Consider the following 22,730-nt stretch of genomic DNA (forward strand, 5'->3'; position numbering starts at 1 on the left):
GACTGTTCTGACAGTAATGCAGCTTCGTTTTTTCCGAACTTTCCGTTCCGCTATTTCTGCTTTTTCCGGACCCTTCGACACCGTACTCTTGAGCCGTACCCACGACGGAGGTGTCACATGCAAGTTCTGTTCAAGTCCCGCGACCGTGAAGCCGTTCGTATGCGCCGTTTCGCGCGTCAACGTATCCGGTTCGTGTTCCGGCGTCTGGACTGGCTGATTTCGAAGGCAACAGTCAGCCTTTCGGATATCAACGGCCCGCGCGGCGGGCTCGACAAGCGCTGCCAGGTGCAGGTGCAGACACCCGATGCGACGCCCGTCGTCGTGACGTCGGTTGCGAGAGACTGGCGCGGCGCGCTCGATCTGGCGCTCTCTCGCGCGGCCCGTTCTATCGTGCGCAGACGGCAAACTCGTCTTGCCGCGCGACGCTTCAGCCAGCGCGAGCCCGCATGGATCGCTCAGCCTGATTCTGTTTAAGCACGAATGCGGTTGATGACTGCATGGTCGGCGACACCGTGAGCGCGGTGTCGCCCGTTGCGCTCACGTGCTACGAATTCATTGCACGGTCGAGCAGCCTCAAGCCCTCGACTCCGCCTCGGGCAAGCCCAATACCCAGAGGCGAAGCGATGCCGAAATCGCGCGGATTGATGCGAATGACGCGTGGCCCGTGGTACTCGCTGAAAAGACGCACAGTCGGTATGGCCTTGCCCGCGCCGACTTCGATCACGACAGGCCGCTCGACTGTCGACAACCACGCGTGCAAGCGCGCCTCCTGCTGTTCGGTGCGCAGCGCGATCCAGTCGTAATCGCCGAACATCAAGATATTGGGCCGCGCCACCGCACCGCATGCCGGGCAGCGCGGCAGATCGCTCGTCAGTTCGCAGGTCGTTTCATCGACGATTGGACGCACGTCATCGGCGGACCATAGCCGGTCGTTGCAGACCTCCGAGCATTGCAGAACGTGAATCGAACCATGGCACTCGGCTATGGTTGTATCGTCGAAGCCCGCCTTCTGAAACTGTCCGTCGACATTGCTCGTGAACACCCACAGCCCGCGCGGCATGGAGTCGGCCCAGCGGCGCAGCATGTCGAAACCCTCATGTGGAATCGTGCGCCGGTACAGGTCGAGACGATGCCCATAAAATCCCCAGCATAGCCGCGGATGCAACGCCATCACGCGCGGATTCGCCATGTCCTGAAAGGTTAGGCGCTGCTGTTTCAACGCGGGATAGGCGCGCCAGAATCCATCGGCGCCGCGATAATCGGGCAAGCCTGAATCGACACCCATGCCGGCACCTGCCGTCACCAGCATTCCATCGGCCTCGCGCAGCCACGACACGGCGCGCCTGATACGTTCGTTTTCGTCCATCGCGCTACTCTAGCAATTCGCACACGAAGCGTCTTGTACGCCGCGCTTCGCGTAATGGACAATAGCGACACGAGCCGACACATGGTTCACGAGACTGTCGCTCAAGCAGCATGGCCACCTTATCGAGGAGACAAATCGATGTCCGCATCCGCCGCTGTGTTTGCCATTCTCATCGCGTTGTTGCTGGGCGCGATGATCCCTGGGCCGAGTTTCGTTCTCGTCGCGCGAAATTCGATTAGCCTGTCTCGCAGCGACGGGCTTTCGACTGCGCTCGGCATGGGCGTCGGCGGAATTTTCTTTGGCGGCATCGCGCTTGCAGGACTCTACACGTTACTGGTTGCCGTCGAGTGGCTTTACATCGCGCTGAAAGTTGCGGGCGGGCTGTATCTGATCTATATCGCGTCGAAGATCTGGCGCGGCGCGGCTCAGCCCATCGCAATGGATAGCGCCGACGCAGTGCAAGGCCGTAGCGCAAAGAAGTCATTCTGGATCGGCTTTACGACGCAGCTCAGCAATCCGAAAACGGCGATCTGGTACGGCAGTATCTTTGCGGCACTGCTGCCGCAGCATCCGCCCGTGTGGTGCTATTTCGTGCTGCCGCCGCTCGTCTTTGCAGTGGAGGCCGGCTGGTACACGGTCGTCGCTCTGTGCTTTTCGAGCCGGCATCCGCGCGAAGTCTATTTGCGCGCGAAAAAGTGGATCGACCGGATTGCCGCTAGCGCGATCGCGGCGCTCGGGTTGCGCCTGATCTTCGCGGCGAAGCAGGCGGGAATCTGACCGCCAGACACAACGGCCACGTCAGCTGGCCGTATAACGGCGATGATCAAAGGGGCAGTACGGCTAGTACTCCCCTTGTCTTATGTGGAATGCCCGGCGGTAAATGCTTAGCGGCGATAGGCTTCGGCCAGCACGGCGCAATGCTGCAGATGCAACTCCACGGCGCGGATGGCAAGTTCGCGCAGACGCGAGAGCCAGTTCGTGGACGGGACAGCGGCGGTCGTAGCTTGTTGCATGGCGGATTCCTTTTACGGGTAATAACCTAAGTAATAACCCTAGTATATCCGTACGCATGACGCACCGCAACAAATCAATAAGCCCATGCGTCAGCGCGCGATGCGCGACCTTACAACGGGCCTTCGTCATCTGCGCATACGCGTTTATCGGGTTCAATTGCATTCGCTGAAACCGAATGCTCCCACAACAAGTCGTCGCGCACCACCGGGCGAAGCCAATCAGATAGAACGGATACCTCAATATATTCATTGCACGTGACGAATCACCGAACTTCACCCGTTGCGTGACAGCAGTATTTCAATTGCGTTGCTCCGTTCATTTTCGTTCGAGCAAAAAGGTCATACCGGATTTCACAATGATCCGCCGCTTAATGAATCGAATTGAAAGCATCGGGCACTGTTGCGTTTGAACCAACGGTGTATTGGAAAAATTAACGTGATCGCGCAAATACTTTTGCTCTAAGATTCGCCGTGCTCCAACAACGCCTATCGCTCAAAAGGAAAAGTATGGACATCAAGTCAATCCGGCAATCCGCTTTTGCGATGCCCGTTCACAATCCCGCCTACCCTCGCCCGCCATTCCGCTTTCTCAATCGCGAGTACTTCATCATTTCGTATGAAACGGAAATGGATGCGCTGCGCGCCGTTGTGCCCGAACCTCTCAAGCCGGAAAACGCACTGGTCCATTACGAATTCATTCGCATGCCGGATTCATCGGGCTTTGGCGACTACACGGAGAGCGGCCAGGTGATTTCCGTGCGTGATATGGAAGGACGTCTTGGGAACTACACGCACTCGATGTATCTCGACGACGAAGGCCCGATTGCCGGCGGCCGTGAAATCTGGGGCTTCCCGAAGAAGCTCGCGCGCCCGAAGCTGGGCGTCGACGGCAACGACACGTTGCTCGGCACGCTCGACTACGGCACGCAGCGCATCGCGACGGGCACGATGGGCTACAAGCACCGGATGCTCGACATCGAAGCCGAGCGCACCAAGCTCGCCGATACGCCCAACTATCTGCTCAAGGTGATTCCGCATGTCGATGGCAGCGCGCGCATTTGCGAGCTCGTTCGCTTCTATCTGCGCGACGTGACAGTGCTCGGAGCATGGAGCGGCCCTGCCGCGCTCGAACTGCATCCGCATGCGCTTGCCCCCATCGCGGAACTGCCTGTCAAGCGCGTGATCGGCGCGCGTCACGTAATTGCGAATCTCACGCTCAATATCGGTGAAGTGGCGTTCGACTATCTCGCGCCCGCGCAAGCCGTTGCGCAGCCGGCGATGAAGTCGAATGACGACGCACTCGAACTCGCTCTCTAAACCACTCGTCAGGAAAAGAACATGTCATTGCAAAACAAGGTCGCGCTCGTCACGGGCGCAGCAAGCGGCATCGGCGAACAATGCGCGCGCAAAATGGCGAGCCTCGGCGCTTGCGTCGTCATCGCCGATCTGAACCTCGAGGCCGCGCAGAAAGTCGCGTCAAGCATCGTTGCTGCGGGCGGCAAGGCACTCGCCGTTGCAATGGACGTGACGAATGAAGAAGCCGTCAATGCGGGCGTCGAAAGCGCAGTGAAGCAACTTGGCGGTATTGACGTGCTCGTGTCGAATGCAGGCATTCAGATCGTGGCGCCCATCGAGGACTACTCGTTCGCCGACTGGAAGAAGATGCTCGCAATTCATCTCGACGGCGCGTTCCTGACCACGAAGGCGGCCATCCGGCACATGTACGACAGCAAGCGCGGCGGCTCGATCGTTTATATGGGCTCCGTCCACTCGCACGAAGCGTCGAAGCTGAAGTCCGCCTATGTCACGGCCAAGCACGGCCTGCTAGGTCTCGCTCGCGTCGTTGCGAAGGAAGGCGGTCCGCGTGGCGTGCGCGCGAATGTCGTGTGCCCGGGCTTCGTCCGTACACCGCTCGTCGAGAAGCAGATTCCCGAACAGGCAAAGGAACTCGGCATCACCGAAGAAGAAGTCGTGAAGAACGTGATGCTGAAGGAAACGGTGGACGGCGAATTCACGACGGTCGACGACGTCGCCAATACGGTTGCGTTTCTCGCGGGTTTTGAATCGGCGGCACTGACGGGACAGTCGGTGATCGTCAGCCACGGCTGGTCGATGCAGTAAGGAGCTTGCATGCGCAGCGATACGAAAAAAATCAGCGCGCGGCTGGATGCCTTTGCATTGCCGCGCTACGACGAGATCGCGCTCGTGCTGCAAGGCGGCGGAGCACTCGGCTCGTATCAGGCGGGTGTCGTCGAAGGGCTGGCCGAGGCGAACGTCGAGCCGGACTGGATCGCGGGCGTGTCGATTGGCGCGCTCAATACGGCGATCATCGCGGGCAATGCGCCGGAAAACCGCGTGGAAGCGTTACGCGGATTCTGGAATGCGATCTGCCATCCGCTCGACTGGGTGAGTAGCGTGAGCGCGTGGACACTGCCCGGTTTGGGCTTGCAAGATCTGTCGCGCAAGTGGGCCAGCATGTGGGCCGCTGGCCGCGCGTTGACGGAAGGCCAGCCGGGATTTTTCGCGCCGCGCTTTCCATTGCCCGTTGCCGGACTTGCAAAGCTGGACCCGAGCCGCGTCAGCTACTACGACACGGCCGCGCTCAAGGCGACGTTGCAGCAGTACGCCGATTTCGATCGCATCAACGACGGCAAGATTCGCGTGTCCGTGGGCGCAGTGAATGTGCGCACGGGCAATCTCACGTATTTCGACAACGCCAAAATGCGTCTCGCGCCCGAGCACTTCATGGCGTCGGGCGCATTGCCGCCGGGCTTTCCCGCTGTCGAGATCGACGGCGAGTTCTACTGGGACGGCGGACTCGTTTCGAATACGCCGCTCACGGAAGTTCTGCGCGATTCGGATCACAAGGACACACTGGTTTTTCAGGTCGATTTGTGGAGTGCGAAAGGCAATGCACCGGGCGATTTTCTCGACATATCGGAGCGCGCGAAAGACATCCAGTACTCGAGCCGGACTCGCGCGATCACCAACATGCTCGCGGAAAGACAGAAGCACGCGCGCTTCATCAAGGAACTGCTCGAACATGTGCCGACGTCGGTGCTGAAAGCGGACCCGCTATTCCGGCTTGCCGAAGCGGCCGCAGATGGCAGCGCGATCAACGTCGTGCATCTGATCTACAAGAACAAGCCATACGAAGGCCACTACAAGGACTACGAGTTCAGCATGGATACGATGCTCGAGCACTGGCAAAGCGGCCTCGACGACATTCGCGATTCGTTCTCGCATCGCGACTGGTTCGATGTGCCGAGCCGTGAGCAGGGTTTCGCCACGCACGACGTGCACCGCCCCGTCGGGTCGGTGCCGCAGTCCGACAAGAGCTCCGTCGAAACGTTGCCGGGCAAAAGCCGCAAGGAAGCGGCCTGAGTGCGCTTTGATTGAATTGGCTCTAACCAGCCTTAAGGGAGGTGAGGCTGCACCGGAGCCCCAAAGGGCGCTCCACACAGGAACTAACGCAAAGGACGGCACATCAGATCGTCGATCAACGCAGCATAGCTTGTGACGATCTGCCGGTTATCTGGCAGGTAGCGCGCAATCAGCGCGCGTTGTCTCTCGCGGTAGTAGCCTCGGTGAGCGTCATGCGCGTCGATAGCCTCAATCACCCGCCGCGCGCCCTCGTCGACGTCGTTGGCATGATAGTAGTAACCCAGATCCTGGCATAGCTCAGCGTTGTGAATCAGTGGATATCCCTGCCAACACACTTCGAGGTAGAAGTAGTTCAGCGGATTTTCCAGTTGATGCGAGATGACGATATCTGTGTTGTTCGAGAGGAACTCGGGCGTCTCATGCCGGCCCAGAAACACCGCCTTATGTTGTCGAACGATGTCGAGCTGGTTCATCAGCGAAATGAACTCGGCGCTTTCTCGCGCGATTTGCCCGGCATTGGTTACCTGCAACAGCGCGATCTGCTCAGGGCGCTCGCGGTACGCGACTTCCGCAATCAGAGCGGGATACAGACAGAACTTGACGATATTGATGTTAGGCTCCATCACACTCAACCGGCGTGGTCCAGCGTGCGGCCTGTACCGCCCCTCTTCGGGTAACATCCTTGTGCGCTCGTCAAGAAACAGCGGGCTCCAGACAAACGGAATAACGCGTGCCCGCTGCCGCCGAAACACTTCGAAGTAGGACTGACTGATGCCTGCGACCTGCGGAATCATCCACAGATCGTCATAGCGCTGATTCACGAACAGGTCGCTGCCCCATATCGGCTTGTTGAACAGTACGGATTCCATCGCATGCACGTACTCGAAGCCGCAGCAGTATGAAACGAGCCGAACGCCGCGCCGCTTCAGATAGTCCGTCTGCTCCGGACCGATCTGGCCGCCGAGTTCGATCATGATGTCGAGATCGTCTTTCGCGTCATCAAAGGTACACGTCGGCCAGCGTTCCAAATCCCATGGAAGCGCTTTTGTTATTGGTATTGCAGTCGTATTCACCAGCACAATGCTGCGCACATTGATGCAGTTGCGCAAGGTTTCGGTAAGAAAGATTGCGTTCTGCTTGATGCCGTTGTTCCACAAGGTCTCCGCTTCATGATGCAGCCCGATGGTAATGCCGACGCGATATTGGTTCATTGCAGTTCTTTCGATTTCACGCAAGACAGCCAACGCTGTTAGTTATTGCGAACGTTGAAACGGGCAAACCGCCTGATAACGAGGCATCCTTCTTTCACTGCAAACAGCGAAACGGATGAACCGGGGTCGTTATGGTCGGTGTAAACGGTGATCCGGTTCAAGAGCGGAGTCGCCCGGTACCCCGCCAGTTCCTGGGCTGCGACGGCCTCGCAGGCCGCCGGTGCGACCGAGATGCGCTCGGCGGACACGGAGCAGCTTCCGTCTGCTTCGGACACCGCATTCACCGTCATTGCCGCCCCGCCTACGGGCGTATCGAGTGCGAGCAACGCAAAGACGGCGCTGTTGGCCGGGCGACTACGATCCCAGTCCAGGAGCACGTCGTTATTCACCGCTCCCTGAATGCCTAGCGCAGACAATGCCGTCAGCGAGCTTGCGCACTGTTTGATGCCAACATTCTTGATCGCGAGCGCCAGTGAATTGGGCGCCGCAATCGACGCATGCGTGCCCTGCCCCGCCGGCTGCACGGCCACGGCGGATACCGCGACAGCCTGACTGAGTATGACGGCCGCCATCCATCCGATGAACCGTGAAGAGATCAGCTTGAACGATTTCATGTTTCCAGTATGCGTTCCCAACCTTTCAGGCAAGTGAATAGAGCGCGGCGAGTGCGGCGCTGTAGATACGGACGTTCTCCTCGCTCTCGGGATGGAGACGCGAGAGGAACGTCTTCGCATTCGCGCGATAGGCCTCGAAGTTCACGTCGTGTTCTGCAAATGCGCGCAGCAGAGCCTTGCCGCCCTCCTCGCAGTCGAAGTCATGGTATCGATAGCCACACGACCCGATGAATTGCGAGTTGTGTATCAACGGATACCCGCCGTACAACGCTTCGTAATACACGTAGTTCTGGCCGTTTTCCCAATGGTGAGTAACGATGACATCGACATCGCGAGCGACGACGCGGCAAAGCGGAAAGCGCCCCTCGAAAGACGCGAGCCCATGCTGCACGATGTCGAGGCCGCGAGCGAATGTGAAAAACGGCGGGCTTTCCTTGAGTTGCAGCGCGTTATACGTCCATACATGTTCGAGAACGTCCGGATCGGCGCGGTGCGCGGCTTCACAGCAAAGCAGCGGAATAAAACTCGTCTTCACCATGCAGATGTTCGGTTCGAAAATGCCTGCGCGCCAGCGGGCGCGTCCCGGCTCGTAGCCGAAACGTTGACCGTCCGGCAGGGCGGCGATTTCACGGTCGACGATGAGCGGACTCCACAGATGGGGCATGATCCGCACTGGCGCGCGAAAAAGACCCCCGAAATATGAAACGCAGGTTTTCTCGTATTCGGCGAGCGTCCACACTTCGTGATAAGGCGCGCCGCTGACCAGCATGCCGTGCGGCCGGTCGAAGATCATCCGTTCGATATCGATGACATAGTCGTTACCGACCCTCATCGACACGATCTTCCCGCCCTTGGCGCGGAACTGAACCACCCACTCGCGGTCGAGTTGCGCGCTCATCTCGATCATCACGTCGAGCCTGTCCATCGCCGCCTGCATGTCGATGAGCGGCACGGGCGAATCCGCCAGAAAACCTTCCGCGTGAACGGGGGCTGCACCTCCCGCCACAAGATATGTCTCGGCCACGATCGGCGAGCGCAACAGCAGCATCACCAGAAACACACAGTTCTGGTAGATGCCGTTTTCCCACAGCGATTGCGCATCTTCGCGGATATGAATCGATACGCCCACCCGGAGCCGTTGTGCTTCGCGGCGTTTGATTGTCGACTGGCTGCCGTTCATCACACGCCTCTGGCTGTAGTGGTTTGTCGGCTGTCGATGAGATGCTTCAGGCGCAGCGCGTATTGCGACAGGTTCCGTGGATTGAACGGATCGACCGCCTTGAACACCGCATTCGATCGATTGCTGTAAGCGGTGAGCGACTCATCGTGATGGTCTGCCGCATAGAGCAGCTTTCGCGCCCCTTCGTCGGCGTCGAAGTCCGGATAGTAGTACCCCGCGTCGCGCAGCCACGGCGAGTTGTGAATCAATGGATAGTTGCCGTAGAGCACGTCGAGATACGCGTAGTTCTGCGCGTTTTCCCACTGGTGGGCGACCACAGCCTCGGCATGCTGGACCATGAAGCCGACCACGTCGTGGCGTCCATGGAAAGTTGCCTTGTGCGTGCGCACGAGATCCAGAGAATTGGAGAAATGCAGCATGGTCAAATGGTCTTTCATATGCAGCGTATTGAGCACGTGCATGGCGCTCACGCTCCGCGTGTCCTTGCGGTATGCGAGGTCACACACCAGCATCGGAATGCTGGATGTTTTGACGACGGAAATATTCGGTTCGAGAATCGCCACCCGCAAACCGCGCGCGTTCCCTTTTTCATCCGTCCGGCGCGGCGTATACCCGTAGTGCAGCGATAGCTTCGCCACTTCGTCGATGCGCTGCTGCACGAATTGCGGATGCCAGATGAACGGCACCTCGTAGACGGAGCACCTGTGCTGCACGCGCATCATCGGCGTCAGCAGCGTCGCGTCTTTCGGCAGGAGCCAGACTTCGTCGCAACGGTCCGGGCGAAGCGCGTGCGCCGGCTTGCTGAAAACGGGCGACTCTGCCAGCCCCGCGAAAGGCTGGCCGCAGCAGTAATAAACCACTCGCTTGCCGCGCGCCCTCATCAGCTGAAGCCACTCGCCGTCCAGCGCGCCCCCCATTTCGACGATCACGTCGACCACGTCACCTGCTTCGCGCATCGTGAGCAACGCAAGCCGCTTTTCTGTCGTGTCGACTTGAGGGGCGAGCGCTTTCTGATTGCCGACATCGATGAGCACCACTGATTCGACGAAAGGGAGCCGCTGAAACGCCTCCGCCAGAAACACGATGTTCTGGCCGAGACCGTTCTCCCAGATGTTTTGCCCCTCGTGGGTCAAAACGGAAATTCCAATGCGCATGTTTCCGGTTCCTCAAATGGAATGACAGCCCCCTGCGCCCGCAGAGGGCTGTCGCCAGTTATTCAAACAACGTCAGGGCATGCTTACCACTTGTAGCCCACGCCCGCGTTTGCGCCGATCTGCTTCGCCGTTGCCGCGATACCTGCGCCCCAGGACCAGCGCCCGGACTCGCTCAGCGACTTGAAGTTCAGCCCGAGCGCCGAATAGCCCTGGAACGTGCCGACCCCCGCACCGACCCCGTACTGACCCGGGTCCAGCTTCGGCATATAGTCCGCCGCCAGCGCCATGCTCATCGCGACGCCTGAGTAGGCGACGCTCGCCACATGCTTGATATCGCTGGACAGGGTGTTGTAGACGTTAGTGACGTTGTTCTGCATGCTCATCAACTGGCTGACATTCGCCGCATCGGTCGGATTGGCGCCCGCAGCCACGTTCGTGATGCGGCGCTCGTTGCCTGCGGAACCCACCGACACCGTGTTCGCCTGATCGGCCACCGACCCCGCGCCCAGTGCGACCGAATTCGACGCACTGGCGTTAGCATTGGCTCCGATCGCCACCGCGCCGGGCGCATTCGCCAGCGCCTGGTAACCCAGCGCTGCCGAACCTGCGCCCATGGCGGTTGCGCGGAAGCCTATCGCGGTCGTGTTGACATCGCGGGCGAGCGACTGCGCACCGTATGCGGACGCGCCGTTGGCGACAGTGGTCTGCGTGGCGCCGTTAACGCCGATCAACGTGCCTGCGTTCGCGCATGCGCCCGTGGCCGTCGTGTCGACGCCGTTGGCGACACCGCAATCCGCTGCGTTGACGGGACGCATGGCCGCGCTGTTGGCCACGCGCCCTTGTGTGTCGATCACGGCGCCATCGGTGTTCGCCCCGCCCGTCAGCGTCGCGCCGACGGTAGCGCCGCGCGTGATCCCAACGTCGGCGGACAGCGCCAACGGTGCGATCGCGGTCGACAGGCTCGCGACGTTGCTGTTGGTCGTCGACAAGCCGGTTGAGAGCGACGCGATCCCCGTCGAGGTGGAAGCCGACAGGCTGGCAGTGCCCGTGGACAGCGAAGTGACCGCGGTCGACATCGACGTCGAGATCGAGCCTAAGCTGGTCGACAGGCTGGCCATGCCGCCGATCGTCGAACTGACCGTCGTCGACAGCGAGTTCATGCCCGTCGACAGGCTCGCAACATTGCTGTTGGTCGTCGACAGGCCGGTCGACAGTGACGTAAGGCCGGCCGAGGTCGACAGCGACAGGCTCGCGACGTTGCTGTTGGTCGTCGACAGGCCAGTAGACAGGCTCGTCACGCCCGTCGACAGCGATGCGATGCCGGTTGACGTGGACGTGGACAGACTGTTCATGTTGCTGTTGACCGTCGCGACATCCGTCGACAGCGTGTCGATGCTGGTCGAAAGCGAGGCCATGCCGGTCGAAGTTGACGAGGACAGCGACGCAATGCCTGTCGAGGTCGACGCGGACAACGCGTTCATGCCTGTCGACAGCGATGCGACGCTAGTCGACGTCGAAGCCGACAGCGCGTTCATGCTCGTCGACGTGGAGGTCGACAACGCGTCGACTGCGCTATTCGTCGTGTTCAACGCCGTCGACAGCGAACTCAGGCCGGTGGACATCGAGATCATTCCGGTCGACAGCGAACTGACCGTTGTCGAAGTCGAAGTCGACAGGTAGATCAATCCCGTGGACAACGAATTGAGTCCAGCGACCGTCGACACCGAAAGGCTTGCCAGGCTGTCGTTCGTCAGCGCGATACCGGTAGACAGCGATCCGATGCCGGTGGACGACGAAACCGACAGGCTGAGGAGATTGCTGCTTGCCGTCGAGAGGCTGGTCGACAGACCGGACAGCCCGGTGGAGGCAGATACGGAGAGGCTTGTCAGGTTGCTGTTGGTCGTATCTACTGCCGTCGACAACGAACCGATGCCCGTTGAACTCGACACCGACACGCTGGCGAGGTTGCTGTTGGTCGTGTCGAGACCCGTCGACAGGCTGGCGACATTGCTGTTTGTCGTCGACAGGCCGGTGGACAGGCTGGCTACGCCGGTCGAGGCCGACACCGACACGCTGGCGAGGTTGCTGTTGGTCGTGTCGAGACCCGTCGACAGGCTCGCGACGTTGCTGTTTGTCGTCGACAGGCCGGTGGACAGGCTGGCCACGCCGGTAGAAGCCGACGACGACAGCGATGCCAGTCCCGTCGAAGCCGACGCCGACAGGCTGGCAACAGAACTATTGGTTGTGGACAAGCCTGTCGACAACGAGCCAATGCCGGTCGATGCGGACACCGACAAGCTCGTCACGTTGCTGTTGGCCGTATCAAGAGCAGTTGAAAGCGAAGATGCAGCCGTTGACAGCGACGAATTGCTACTGGAGATCGACGATGACAAGCTCGCGAGACCAGTGGAAGTCGACGTGGACAGGCTGCTGAACGCAGTGGACGTCGAGGTCGAAAGGCTGCTCAGTCCGGTCAACGTGGAGGTCGACAACGAAGTGAGCGCGTCATTCGTGGTCGACAGGCTCGTGGACAACGACGCCACACTGTTGAATGTGGCGGTCGACAAGCTGGCCACGCTGCTGTCGGTCGTGCTCAGACCCGTCGACACGCTCGCAACGCTGCTGTTGGTCGTGCTCAGACCAGTCGACAGGCTCGCGACGCTGCTGTTGGTCGTCGAGAGGCCCGTCGACAAACTGGCTACACCGCTATTCAGTGTGCTAATACCTGTCGACGTCGACGTCGACAGAACGGTCAAATTGCTGTTTGCAGTCGACAGCCCAGTCGACAACGAAGAAACCCCCGTCGACAGGCTATTCACGTTGCTAGTCAGCGTACTGCTGACCGTCGAGAGCGAAGCAAGACCCGTCGACGCCGACGTAGACAGAGAAGACACAGATGTCGACAGGCTGCTGGCGCTGGTGCTCAATTGCGCGACGGTAACCGCGTCTGAAGCAGCGGCACCATCAGCCACATTGGTAATGCGGCGTGTCGCCGTTATGCTGCCCACGGACACTTCGGAGCCTGGCGCTGCTTGTCCGGTAGCGTAACCTGTACCGGTTGGCGCGGCAGCGCCCGTGGTGCTGCCATAGCCAATTGCCACGCTGTTCGCGTAGCTGGCCTTTGTACCTGCGCCGACCGCCACCGCCTTACTTGCCGACGCCGTCGCGGTCGAGCCGAGGGCAATGGATTGGGCGCCGCTCGCTATCGTCGCCGCGCTGCTGGCGGCGTCCGTGGACGAAGACTGGGACGAGCCAATCGCGATAGCATCCACGCCAGCAACGCCAGCCAATGTGGCGGCGCTACCGATACGCATGCTGTAGGTCGAGCCCATCTGATCCGCCAGCCCCAGCTTGCCGCCGTTCACATACAGTTCGTTGCCCAGTGTCAGTGAATTCGAGCCCCCGTTGTTCGGGTTGTAAAATAGCGCGCGGTTCGTTTGCGTCGCCTTATCGGAAACGCTACACATGGAATCGCCAACCGACTGGGAGCCGCCGCCGCCATAATCGTAATATTCGACGCAATTGCCATCAGTGCCGTCGTTAACAAAAATGCCCTGACTGGAACCGATATATTCAGCATTCGCGGCACCTGACCAGCAGCCAAGCCCTAATACGACGGCGGTGATCGTGGAGAACGCAAAAAGTCCGGCATCTGAGGAACCAGCTGGTCCTTCAACTAAAGAATCCGATGCTCCGATGTCGCGCGATGATGTCCTGCTGCGCCCTTTGACCAACTCAGACGCTGCAACCCATGCGCCAAGAGCTTCATTCCAAATAGTGCGATAAGACTTATTCATATTTTCACAGCAAATTCAATAGACGTCACGGACCGGCACCGAAGAACACGAATTAACTGATTTTCCCCGACACTTCCCGTAATCAGATTTAAAGAATTGACAAATGTTTTATTCGTTATGCTAATTAACTTGAATAAAAATTTATATATCTGTATAGCTCGTTATTTAATCTGCCGGGTTCCTCCTGATAGATCACAAAAGCGCGCCTAGTCTTCTATAGAAACGATGCACCAGATATAGGACATGTCCTATAGAGCTACGCAAAACAGCTTTTTTTGATTGCACGATGAGGAAGGCGCGTACTTGATCGTTGGCACATGCCTCGATGCACGCTTTTTTAGCCCGATGTAGTGAAGCGTGCGCCTGCGCATGCGGCAATCAGCGTCGTGAGCTGCGCTACGACATCGCCGCCGTAGCTCCGTCCTGCAACAGAAAGCCGGTCAGCGAAATGCTCCGCCCCGCGCGACAGGCCTTGGACCCATAGTTCGCGGCGATACGGGTACGCATGCAGCGCAACACGGCTGCCCGCTATTAGCGTGGTGCCTGTCACACCTCAGGAGGGGTGCTGCGCCACGTGCGTCGACGAACGCGTTGTCGCGTCAGTTTCCCTTGCCACCCATCGACACCTTGATGCCTCGATCCAGAGCCGACCGCGATGGAAAGTCAGCGAATCGCGACGGGCAAGATCGAGTCGGCACTGCACGGGCTGGATCGATTCCCGGCGCACAGCTTTGAAACTGTGATACGCGGACTTCCCGGGCACTTCGGAGTCGCGAACGCATGTGGGATGCAACGGACGGTTCTGTTGCAAATAGCAAGGGCGATTCGGTGAGAGTGCTGCCTCCCCCGACCTCATGATTCAATAATGGGCAAGCTGAGCATGGACGATCTGTTTTCAGGCCGGCACTTCAACCGCGATGTGACCATTCTGTTGCATGCGCTGGTACTCGCGTTACAAGCTCAGCCTGCGTGATCTTGTCGAGATGATGGCTGAGCGCGGCCTTGACGTTGGCCCACACAAACACAACAACCCTGCGCTGGGTGAAACGCTATACGCCGGAATCCGTCAGACACGGAACCGTTTGCCACTTCTGCGAGAGCATCGTGGCATGCAACGAAACGTGCCTGAAAGTCCGTGGCAAAGTCGCTATTCTTATCGGGCTCTCCTGTCGATAAGGCATCCCCTTTATAGAAATCTTCTAAACGAAATACGGCTCTGCAATACGCACGTTGCAGGGCCGTATTTTTATCGAGCCGCGCAAATGCCTCACGACGGCGGGCAAAATTTACATGCCGCCTGGAAAACCTAGCGCAGTCGCTTTCGCACGCAATTCGGCAAAGCGGCCGCCGGGCGGATTGACGGCTGTCGACGATGCCGCGCTCGACGGAAGTTGCTGGCTATGATCGACGCCGCCGAGCCCCGGTATGATGCCCGCAGTCGAGCACGCCACGCCGAAGGTTCCCTGTGTCACTGCAATGGCGGGCGCATCGGTTCGCGCAGCATCGCTGAAGTCAAGCGCATAGGCCATGTTGAAAGTGGCGGGATCGGTTGCGCGCACGCCCAACGGATCGATGCCGAAGCGCCATGCGAGCAGTTGATGGATCGAGCTGGGATCGAACGGATAGCGCGACACCATGTTTGCGCGCGTACGTGGTCCGAGCAACATGCACGGCACACGAAAGCCCAGTCGGCCGTCGTTGCCCACAGCCTGTTCAGCCGCCGATACGGGCCTGACGGGCGGCACCGCGTGCTCCATGAAACCACCCCATTCGTCGTACACGATGATCATCAGCGTCGTGCTCCACTTCGGCCCGGTGCGCAGCGCGTCGTAGATCTGGCCGAGCAGGACCTGTCCGTTGCGCACGTCGGCATGCGGGTGATCGTCGTTGGACGTGCCCTGCGCTTCTCCCGCGAAACTTGGCTCAACCATGCAGAACGACGGCAGATTGCCCGTCGCCGCATCCGCAAGGAAATTCGCGAAAAGCTTTGAGCGGCTGACGTAGCGGGTGCCGTACAACGAGATGATCGGCACGTCGTGGAAGTAATACGTCGACGAGATGTTCTTCGCGTCTAGCCGGTCCCAGATGGTCGGCAGCGAAGAGGTGTCGGTGCTGTCGTCGAGACGGTCTGTTTCGCCGCTATGCAGATAGAGCCGGTTCGGGAAAGTGGCCGACAGAATGCCGCTCATGAAGTAATCGCAAACCGTGTACTGCGTGACGGCGCCGCGGTAGAAGTCGAGATCGGCCGCGCCGAAGTAGCCGATGGGGAGAAGATCGCCGCGCAAGAGGCTCGTGCCCGGCGTCAGCAGGAAGCCGCTCATCGCGCCATTGGCGAGCTGGGTGCGGCCGCCACTGTACAGATGGTTCGGATCGGAAAACGAGCAGGCCTGGAAGCCGTATGCCGCGTTCGACGTCAATGCGAACGACGACTGCGTCTGTCCGAATGCGTCGGTAAACTGGCGGTTCTGCTGATGTTCCGCATTCGGGACCCAGCCGAACAGGTGATCGAATGAGCGGTTCTCCATCGTGACGAGCACGACGTGATCGACGCCTGACGTGGCCGGGTCGGGCAACGCGGGCCTCGGCAGATTGGCGCGATCGGGCGGAATGCCACTCGTCGCCCCCGAACTGCCTCCGCCTCCCCCGCCTCCACCACAAGCCGACAACGCGACGGTGCCCGCGAGCGCAGCCAGTATCTTGCGGCGCGTGGGATCGGGTGCATTCGAAGACTGATGATCGCTCATGTCGTTCTCCGTTGTTGTAAGGACCGTTGGGGTGCCGTTGAGGCCGCTGTCGACGGGTCGAGCGGACGGACAAGCCTCTTCAGCACTTGGCGTTCCCGGAAATCTCCGTTCGGCACGCGATCCGTGTCAGTGGATTCCCTGGTCTTTCCCGATGCGGCATGAGCTTTTCGTGCTGCGCGGCACGCGGGACGGCCGCGCGCGGGCACATTCTCATCGATACAGTCTCAACCCTGTATTTTCACTTTACAGTCTAAACTCTGTATATTGCCAATACAGTCCTTGACCTGTATCCTGCCTGACAGGCAGCGACGCATGCACACGCTCGCCTGCACGCCTTCAACCGTCTCCCTCGAGGCCCGCCGTGGAATATTCCGTCAAGACGCTCAGCCAGCTGCGGCCCGTTCTGCGCGGTTTTCGCAAGGCCGCGGGACTCACGCAGGCCATGCTCGCCGAGCGGCTCGGCATCACGCAGCAGAGCTATGCGCAGTTCGAGGCGAATCCGGCGGCGGCCGGGGTCGAGCGGCTGTTCAAGGTTTTGCGGCTGTTGAACGCCGGCATCACGCTCAGTCAGGATGCGCTGTCGCCGGCTAACACTGCGCCCGTTGCGAAGATGGCGCCGTCGAATCGCGCAGCCGCCACTAACGGGAACGTCTCAAAGGCTCGCCCGGCAACGCCTCGCGAAGCCGGGACGAAACGCGCGGCCCCCGCCCGCAAGACGGGCAAGCGGGCGCAGCCGGGCACGGCAGCGCCGGGCGCCCGCTTGGCTGCGCGCAAGACTGCGTCTGACCGAAAAGCCCGCGCGCCCGTCAAGGTGAAGCGAGCGGCAACACCACCCAAAAAACGCGAGAACTGGTAAGCATGCGGCGCCCGTCACAGACACAACGACTCGACCTGTGGATGAACGGCCTCGCCGTCGGCTATTGGGAAAAAGCCAGCGGTGGTGAGCGGCTCGTCTACTTCGACGACTGGATCGACGATGAACAGGGCCGTCCGCTGTCGCTTTCGTTGCCGTTTACGCCCGGCAATCAGCCGTATCGCGGTGCCGTCGTGTCGGCGTTCTTCGACAACCTGTTGCCCGACAGCGAGCCCATCCGGCGACGGATGGCGCAGCGCTACCATACGGGCGGCACGGCTCCGTTCGACCTGCTTGCGGCGCTCGGGCGCGACTGCGTCGGCGCGATCCAGATGCTGCCGCCTGACGAAGCACCCGCCGACCTCTACCGCATCGGCGGCGAAACGCTCACCGACGACGACATCGGCCGGCTGCTGCGCGACACGACATCTGCCGCGCCGCTCGGCCAACGCGATCACGCTGGCGACTTACGGCTGTCCATCGCCGGCGCGCAGGAAAAGACGGCGCTGCTGCGCCACAAGGGCCGTTGGGTGTTGCCCTCGGGCAGCACGCCTACCACGCACATTCTCAAGCTACCATTGGGACTCGTCGGCAACATGCGCGCCGACATGCGCACGTCGGTCGAAAACGAATGGCTTTGCGCGAAGATCGTCGAAGCGTACGGGCTGCCCGTCGCCGCATGCGAGATCGCGCATTTCGGCGATCAGAAAGCACTCGTCGTCGAGCGCTTCGATCGCCGGCTGTCGAGCGACGGCACGTGGATCGTCCGCCTGCCGCAGGAAGACATGTGCCAGGCGACGGGCACGCCACCCATCGTGAAGTATCAGGCCGACGGCGGCCCCGGCGTCGACACCGTGATGGAGATACTGGCGGGATCGGTCGACGCCGCCACGGACACCACGCGTTTCTTCAAGACGCAGCTGATCTTCTGGCTGCTCGCGGCCACCGACGGTCACGCGAAGAATTTCAGCATCGCGCATCTGCCGGGCAACCGTTATCGCGCGACGCCGCTGTACGACGTGCTGTCCGCGCATCCCATCATCGGGCGCGGCGCGAACCGCATCCCGATGCAGAAAGCGAAAATGGCGATGGCCGTGCGCGGCACGAGCAATCACTATCTGATCGCGCAGATCGTGCGGCGACACTGGATCGCGCAAGGGCAGCAGGTCGGCCTGGCGCCCGATGCCGTCGATGCGCTGATCGCGTCGGTGACGAATGACACGCAGCACGTCATCGACACCGTGGCCGCACAACTGCCCGCCGCTTTCCCGAAAGACCTCGCGTCGGCGATATTCGACGGCCTGCTCAAACAGAGCAGCAAGCTCGCGGCGATGTAACCCGGCGACGAAAGACGAAAGCGCTCAACCGCGCTCAACCGATCACCGCTCCAATCCTGTCGATAGTCAGCGACGGCACGAACGTCTTGTCCTGATACACGTGCGCGAGCGCCTGCTCGTCGATTTCACGCGCGCCCGCCGGCAGCGACGTATCGGCGACGGCATACGCGGCTTCCCACATCGCAGCGAGAAAGCGTGCGCCCGCGCCCATCAGTTTCGCCGTGTCTTCCCCGAAGGCCACCCATAGACCATCGACGACACGCGCCGAACTTCCGCCGCCCAGACGGATGTACTCGTCGATCAGCGTGCTGGGCGGAAGAATTTGCGCCGCCTCGCTCATCAACGTCACGGTCGCGAACGCGGCATCGCGGCCGGTTTTGATCGCGGGAATCCTGCCTTCGAACGCTTTCGCCTGCGGCCCGATCTGCGGCAACAGGTCGCTCGAATGACGGTCGACCATCTTGTCCTCATAGGTCGAATGCACGCCCTTGCCGGGCCATTTCTTCGCGGTTGCGCCGGGGGCATCCTTGTAGCCGTCCGAGTGATACGAGCCGTGCAACGGCTGGCACGCATCGCCGACGTAATGCGCGAGCACGCCCGCCGCGCACAGAAACTTCGTGTCGTTGCCCGCCTTCAGCTGCGCGACCATCTCGTCGAATATCTGCCACACGCGAAACGGCAGCAGACCTTCATCGCGCGCGTCCTTTTCGCCTTCGTCCGCATACCACTTCGACCATACGGCCACGCTCATGTTGGCGATGCTGTCGAGCGTCACATCGCGCAGCGTCTTGCCGTCCGCGTTGGGCTGATCGATGTCCGCGTAATGATTCGGATGCTCGGGGCCCGCGTTCTGCGCATAGTCGCGCCCGCCAGGTACGCGGTCGGGCGTCTTCTTCCACACGAGATCGGGCACGTCCGCGAGCTCGACGAAATCTCCGCGCGCAAGCTTCTCGCGTATCTGCTCCGGCGTCAGTTCATTCGGCCGGAAGCTGATGCGCTCCACGTTCGCATCGAGGAAATCATGAAGCGGTCCCCGCTTCACGGACTCGATCGCCGCCGTCGCGATGCTGTAGTGGCCCGTTTGTCCCCAGAACGGATTCGCGCCGACGTTATGCGCGCGCACGAGATCGACGTCGAGCAGCTGACACGTGGTGCTCAAGCCCGTCGCGAGCGCATAGTTCAGCCGCCGTTCACTGTCGCTCGCGAGCGCCTGCCCGCCCCATTCGATCGCAAGCGGACAAAGACGACGTGCGCTCTTCACGGCGTTGCGCTTCTTGCGCGCGGAGCCCGCGGACCCGTTACGCGTTCCCTTTTCCTCTTCCGCATTTTCCGGCGACACCAGATACCACAACGTGCCTGAATCGCCGGGTTGCGTTTGCGGGCTTCCGTTGGCGGGCGCGATCAGAAACTGCGATACGTAGTCGTAGCCCGCTAGCGACTTGTGACGATAGAAAAGCGCCTTGATCGTGCCGTCGAGCGCGCCCGAGGCGCTGCCGAACGCCGTCACCGGCTGGTCGATCAATTGCAGGTTGGGACTCAGCTCGTTCAGGTCGACGATGTTCCCGATCGTGCCTTCGACGCCGAACGGCTGGCTCGACCAGTCGTTGGCGTCGTGTACTTCGACGAGCCCGATATCGAGCGTCATGAAGCTGCGGTTGCCTGCGAAGCCGGGAAACACATCGGTGAATGGCTCGCGTGTCAGTTGCCGGTCCGATGCAATGCCCACTTCTAAAACAGTGCCGCGCAACAGCGCCTTCACCGACGAGCCGGGTTCGCCGCACACGTGCCGGTTGGTGAGCGCATAGACAGTATGTCCATCGGTGACGAGACATCCGACGCTCGCCGTGCGCTCGACGCCCTGCGTATCCGCAATCAACGGACACCCACCGCCGATGTATGTCGACGGCCAGCGTGCATCCGCCGGTGCGCTCGTCGCGGCCTCGGTCGGCTCGACGGCGACCACGCAGACGGGCACCGCGCGGCCATCGGGCATGTAAAGCGTGCGCGGCACCATATGATCGGGATCGACCTTGCCATGACCGAACTCCGCCGCATCGATCCAGTCTCGCACCAGCACGATCACGGCGGGCCATGAATACGGCCGTACCTCCGAGTTGTCGAATGTGCGTATACCCTTCGTCCTGGCATTGCGTGCATCGTGGCCTTTCGTGTCGGCGTGCTGGTCGGGCCACGGTTCATCGGTGCGGATCAGATACAGCCCGACGGCCGTGCCGACCACATTGGCCTTGTTCGACAGATGCCAGTGATACAGATCGCGCGCTTCAAGCAGGTCCTTCAACGACAGGCTCTGGAAATTGTGCTGCGTGGACAGTGGATTCATCGATTCACCTCGACGCTCGCCGGCCGCTTCGACCGGCCGTTGCAGGCACGCCGCCAGTACGATGCGATACCGCGCTTCACGTGGCATCGCGCGTGACGGCGCGTGGTCACGATCAAGGTTCTCCGATGCGTGTGACAGCGTTGCGTCACTCCGATGCGGGCTGTCATAAAGATGTCACGTGCGGTACGCACCATCAGCGGACAATACGGTCGAATGGCGGCTGAGAGCGCCATCGCATTGCGCGGCACCCGGCGTGCTCAACCCGGTGCTATCGCGTCCCTACATGGAAGAGACACTGTGAAGCAACGTGCGACTGTCGTATGCAGGGTGGGCACACGCATTCTGCTGGTCGGCAAGGCGAATTCGCGCTGGTCGCTGCCGGGTGGCAAGCCTGAAGTGGGTGAGTCATTCGAAGCGGCCGCCCTGCGCGAACTGATCGAAGAGACACGCCTTCACGCCATCGGCATGCAGTATCTGTTCGCATTCGTGGGCACGCGCACTTGTCATCACGTGTTCGCCGCGCATATCGACGAGCGGCATTCGCCTGTGCCCAGCAACGAAATCACGCGCTGCACGTGGGCCAAAGTCACCGACATCTCCGATCTCGACACGAGCGTCTCGACGCGAGGCATCGTCGATGTACTCGCGCTGAATCGCCGCTACGATCCACGGGAGCAGAGCCGGCACCAGCGCGCCGATGCATTCGTGCAGAATCTGCGCGAGGCGTTGCACGATGTCGGGCTCAACGGGTGGACACCTGCTCTGTGATCGTCAGCCGATTGTCGTGAGTCGATTGTCGTGAGTTGATCCAGATCGGAACCCATACTGACTGCGTGTGTGTGAAAGCCGCGTGACTGATGTTCGCGGAAGCGCTCGCGTCCTTCGCGCAAAAACAAAACCGCCGGCCTCAGAGACCGGCGGCTTCGTCGACCCAACCCATTACAACGCGGATACCGTTGACTGACGACGCGCCAGACGTGCACGGTGCGAGCGCGCGACGAGCTTCGCAATCGTCACGCGGCCCATCGAGCGGCGCGTTTTCGTCGCGACATTCGCGAGCCGCTTCTCGCTCACGCGATGGCGGGCCCACACGAATGCCGCGATCCACCCGATCACCGTCCAGCCAAACAGTACGTTGAAGACCGTGAGTGCGAACGCGTCGTCGCGCTCGCGTGCATCGGCGACGATGGCAGGCAGGAAATACACGATCACTGCTGCCAGCAACACCAGTCCTTCGAAAAACGCTCTCATGCTATGACCTCCTGCCGTGGTCGCGATGATAGTCGCCGCGGCGCGCTGCACGCGCCGCGTGCGGCGATCAGTGGCCGTTGAATACGTTCGCTTCGCGAGCGGCTTCGGCCGGTTGACGGCGACCCGACGCCGACGATGTATCGACCACGCCGCCAACGGCGCTGTTCGCATCGACAGCCTGGCTGCGTTCGGCTGCGATCGTCTGAGCGCTGACGCCGCGTTGCGAAGCCGGCGCGCCGACGGACGGATGATAGAACGGTGCGGGACCGTAGCCCGACGCGAAAGCCGGTGCGGCAACGGCTGCGGATACGGCGACGAGCAAGGCTGCGATAAGACGGGTCTTCATGACGTGACTCCGGAAAATGTTGAATCAGGAAGGCGTCGCAACCGGATGTTCTGGCGCGGCGTCGATTGAGGATGAGTTTAGACGAGCCCTATCAAACTTCTATGCTCATAGATTGAAATCACAGTTCCCGTTTTTCAAA

The 22,730-nt window shown here is 60.8% G+C and carries 21 protein-coding genes and 2 pseudogenes; 10 read left to right on the forward strand and 13 right to left on the reverse strand.

Annotation, left to right across the window (positions count from 1 at the left end):
• Nucleotides 1-117 precede the first annotated feature (117 nt).
• Entirely contained in the window at nucleotides 118-474 is a 357-nt protein-coding gene (locus AB4Y32_RS08230; RefSeq protein ID WP_368720840.1) for an HPF/RaiA family ribosome-associated protein, read from the forward strand.
• 70 nt (nucleotides 475-544) lie between these two features.
• Here the strand turns inward: AB4Y32_RS08230 and AB4Y32_RS08235 are convergent, their stop codons facing one another.
• Entirely contained in the window at nucleotides 545-1,366 is an 822-nt protein-coding gene (locus tag AB4Y32_RS08235; RefSeq protein WP_368720841.1) for an NAD-dependent deacetylase, read from the reverse strand.
• 138 nt (nucleotides 1,367-1,504) lie between these two features.
• On the opposite strand from AB4Y32_RS08235, the gene AB4Y32_RS08240 reads away from it, so the two are divergent.
• Nucleotides 1,505-2,143: a LysE family translocator gene (locus AB4Y32_RS08240; protein WP_368720842.1), complete on the forward strand. Its 639-nt coding sequence runs from the start codon at nucleotides 1,505-1,507 to the stop codon at nucleotides 2,141-2,143.
• A gap of 107 nt (nucleotides 2,144-2,250) precedes the next feature.
• Here AB4Y32_RS08240 and AB4Y32_RS08245 read toward each other — a convergent pair whose 3' ends face one another.
• Complete coding sequence (locus tag AB4Y32_RS08245) at nucleotides 2,251-2,379, reverse strand: hypothetical protein (RefSeq protein ID WP_368720843.1); 129 nt, start codon at nucleotides 2,377-2,379, stop codon at nucleotides 2,251-2,253.
• A 507-nt stretch (nucleotides 2,380-2,886) separates the two neighbouring features.
• On the opposite strand from AB4Y32_RS08245, the gene AB4Y32_RS08250 reads away from it, so the two are divergent.
• From AB4Y32_RS08250 to AB4Y32_RS08260, 3 genes are read left to right on the forward strand one after another with little or no spacing between them, the layout of a single operon-like run.
• Complete coding sequence (locus tag AB4Y32_RS08250; RefSeq protein WP_368720844.1) at nucleotides 2,887-3,696, forward strand: acetoacetate decarboxylase; 810 nt, start codon at nucleotides 2,887-2,889, stop codon at nucleotides 3,694-3,696.
• 21 nt (nucleotides 3,697-3,717) lie between these two features.
• Nucleotides 3,718-4,500: a 3-hydroxybutyrate dehydrogenase gene (locus AB4Y32_RS08255; RefSeq protein ID WP_368720845.1), complete on the forward strand. Its 783-nt coding sequence runs from the start codon at nucleotides 3,718-3,720 to the stop codon at nucleotides 4,498-4,500.
• 9 nt (nucleotides 4,501-4,509) lie between these two features.
• Nucleotides 4,510-5,763 carry a DUF3734 domain-containing protein gene (locus tag AB4Y32_RS08260; RefSeq protein WP_368720846.1) on the forward strand — a complete coding sequence of 418 codons (1,254 nt, stop codon included), beginning with the start codon at nucleotides 4,510-4,512 and terminating at the stop codon, nucleotides 5,761-5,763.
• A gap of 83 nt (nucleotides 5,764-5,846) precedes the next feature.
• On the opposite strand, the gene AB4Y32_RS08265 is transcribed toward AB4Y32_RS08260, so the two are convergent.
• The 5 genes from AB4Y32_RS08265 to AB4Y32_RS08285 all read right to left on the reverse strand — a co-directional run bounded on the left by AB4Y32_RS08265 (nucleotide 5,847) and on the right by AB4Y32_RS08285 (nucleotide 10,911).
• Nucleotides 5,847-6,974 carry a DUF2827 domain-containing protein gene (locus tag AB4Y32_RS08265; protein WP_368720847.1) on the reverse strand — a complete coding sequence of 376 codons (1,128 nt, stop codon included), beginning with the start codon at nucleotides 6,972-6,974 and terminating at the stop codon, nucleotides 5,847-5,849.
• 38 nt (nucleotides 6,975-7,012) lie between these two features.
• Entirely contained in the window at nucleotides 7,013-7,588 is a 576-nt protein-coding gene (locus AB4Y32_RS08270; RefSeq protein WP_368720848.1) for a hypothetical protein, read from the reverse strand.
• Nucleotides 7,589-7,613: 25 nt separating this feature from the next.
• Nucleotides 7,614-8,768 carry a DUF2827 domain-containing protein gene (locus AB4Y32_RS08275; protein ID WP_368720849.1) on the reverse strand — a complete coding sequence of 385 codons (1,155 nt, stop codon included), beginning with the start codon at nucleotides 8,766-8,768 and terminating at the stop codon, nucleotides 7,614-7,616.
• Nucleotides 8,768-9,922, reverse strand: a complete 1,155-nt coding sequence (locus AB4Y32_RS08280; RefSeq protein ID WP_368720850.1) for a DUF2827 domain-containing protein — start codon at nucleotides 9,920-9,922, stop codon at nucleotides 8,768-8,770. Before AB4Y32_RS08280 ends, AB4Y32_RS08275 begins: the two co-directional genes overlap by 1 nt.
• An 83-nt stretch (nucleotides 9,923-10,005) precedes the next feature.
• Nucleotides 10,006-10,911 carry a YadA family autotransporter adhesin gene (locus AB4Y32_RS08285; RefSeq protein WP_368721085.1) on the reverse strand — a complete coding sequence of 302 codons (906 nt, stop codon included), beginning with the start codon at nucleotides 10,909-10,911 and terminating at the stop codon, nucleotides 10,006-10,008.
• Between AB4Y32_RS08285 and AB4Y32_RS08290 the strand changes: the two genes are divergently transcribed.
• The gene (locus tag AB4Y32_RS08290) at nucleotides 10,892-11,602 is read left to right on the forward strand and encodes a hypothetical protein (protein WP_368721101.1); all 711 of its coding nucleotides are present in this window, start codon (nucleotides 10,892-10,894) and stop codon (nucleotides 11,600-11,602) included. The two genes, AB4Y32_RS08285 and AB4Y32_RS08290, sit on opposite strands and share 20 nt — an antisense overlap.
• 1,241 nt (nucleotides 11,603-12,843) lie before the next feature.
• On the opposite strand, the pseudogene AB4Y32_RS08295 reads toward AB4Y32_RS08290, so the two are convergent.
• Nucleotides 12,844-13,719 (reverse strand): annotated as a pseudogene (locus AB4Y32_RS08295) (ESPR-type extended signal peptide-containing protein); the annotation flags it as partial.
• Between the two features lie 337 nt (nucleotides 13,720-14,056).
• Nucleotides 14,057-14,269, reverse strand: coding sequence for a DNA circularization N-terminal domain-containing protein (locus tag AB4Y32_RS08300; RefSeq protein ID WP_368720851.1), 213 nt, complete (start codon nucleotides 14,267-14,269; stop codon nucleotides 14,057-14,059).
• Between the two features lie 330 nt (nucleotides 14,270-14,599).
• Here AB4Y32_RS08300 and AB4Y32_RS08305 point away from each other — a divergent pair.
• A pseudogene (locus AB4Y32_RS08305) lies at nucleotides 14,600-14,781 on the forward strand (IS6 family transposase); the annotation flags it as partial.
• Between the two features lie 224 nt (nucleotides 14,782-15,005).
• On the opposite strand, the gene AB4Y32_RS08310 reads toward AB4Y32_RS08305, so the two are convergent.
• Entirely contained in the window at nucleotides 15,006-16,463 is a 1,458-nt protein-coding gene (locus AB4Y32_RS08310) for an alkaline phosphatase family protein (protein WP_368720852.1), read from the reverse strand.
• Nucleotides 16,464-16,824: 361 nt separating this feature from the next.
• Here AB4Y32_RS08310 and AB4Y32_RS08315 point away from each other — a divergent pair, with 361 nt between their 5' ends.
• Nucleotides 16,825-17,319: a helix-turn-helix transcriptional regulator gene (locus tag AB4Y32_RS08315; RefSeq protein WP_368720853.1), complete on the forward strand. Its 495-nt coding sequence runs from the start codon at nucleotides 16,825-16,827 to the stop codon at nucleotides 17,317-17,319.
• A 2-nt stretch (nucleotides 17,320-17,321) separates the two neighbouring features.
• The gene (locus AB4Y32_RS08320; RefSeq protein ID WP_368720854.1) at nucleotides 17,322-18,653 is read left to right on the forward strand and encodes a type II toxin-antitoxin system HipA family toxin; all 1,332 of its coding nucleotides are present in this window, start codon (nucleotides 17,322-17,324) and stop codon (nucleotides 18,651-18,653) included.
• Between the two features lie 34 nt (nucleotides 18,654-18,687).
• Here AB4Y32_RS08320 and AB4Y32_RS08325 read toward each other — a convergent pair whose 3' ends face one another.
• On the reverse strand, nucleotides 18,688-20,994 hold the full coding sequence (locus tag AB4Y32_RS08325; RefSeq protein ID WP_368720855.1) for a S1/P1 Nuclease: 2,307 nt from the start codon (nucleotides 20,992-20,994) through the stop codon (nucleotides 18,688-18,690).
• 297 nt (nucleotides 20,995-21,291) lie between these two features.
• Between AB4Y32_RS08325 and AB4Y32_RS08330 the strand changes: the two genes are divergently transcribed.
• Nucleotides 21,292-21,762, forward strand: coding sequence for an NUDIX hydrolase (locus tag AB4Y32_RS08330; protein ID WP_368720856.1), 471 nt, complete (start codon nucleotides 21,292-21,294; stop codon nucleotides 21,760-21,762).
• 171 nt (nucleotides 21,763-21,933) lie between these two features.
• Here the strand turns inward: AB4Y32_RS08330 and AB4Y32_RS08335 are convergent, their stop codons facing one another.
• Both AB4Y32_RS08335 and AB4Y32_RS08340 read right to left on the reverse strand, forming a co-directional pair.
• Nucleotides 21,934-22,245: a superinfection immunity protein gene (locus AB4Y32_RS08335; RefSeq protein ID WP_368720857.1), complete on the reverse strand. Its 312-nt coding sequence runs from the start codon at nucleotides 22,243-22,245 to the stop codon at nucleotides 21,934-21,936.
• A 67-nt stretch (nucleotides 22,246-22,312) separates the two neighbouring features.
• Nucleotides 22,313-22,591 (reverse strand): hypothetical protein, encoded by a 279-nt coding sequence (locus tag AB4Y32_RS08340; protein ID WP_368720858.1) that lies wholly within the window; start codon nucleotides 22,589-22,591, stop codon nucleotides 22,313-22,315.
• Nucleotides 22,592-22,730: the final 139 nt, after the last annotated feature.

The organism is Paraburkholderia phymatum (assembly GCF_040965635.1).
Taxonomy (GTDB): Bacteria; Pseudomonadota; Gammaproteobacteria; order Burkholderiales; family Burkholderiaceae; genus Paraburkholderia; species Paraburkholderia phymatum_B.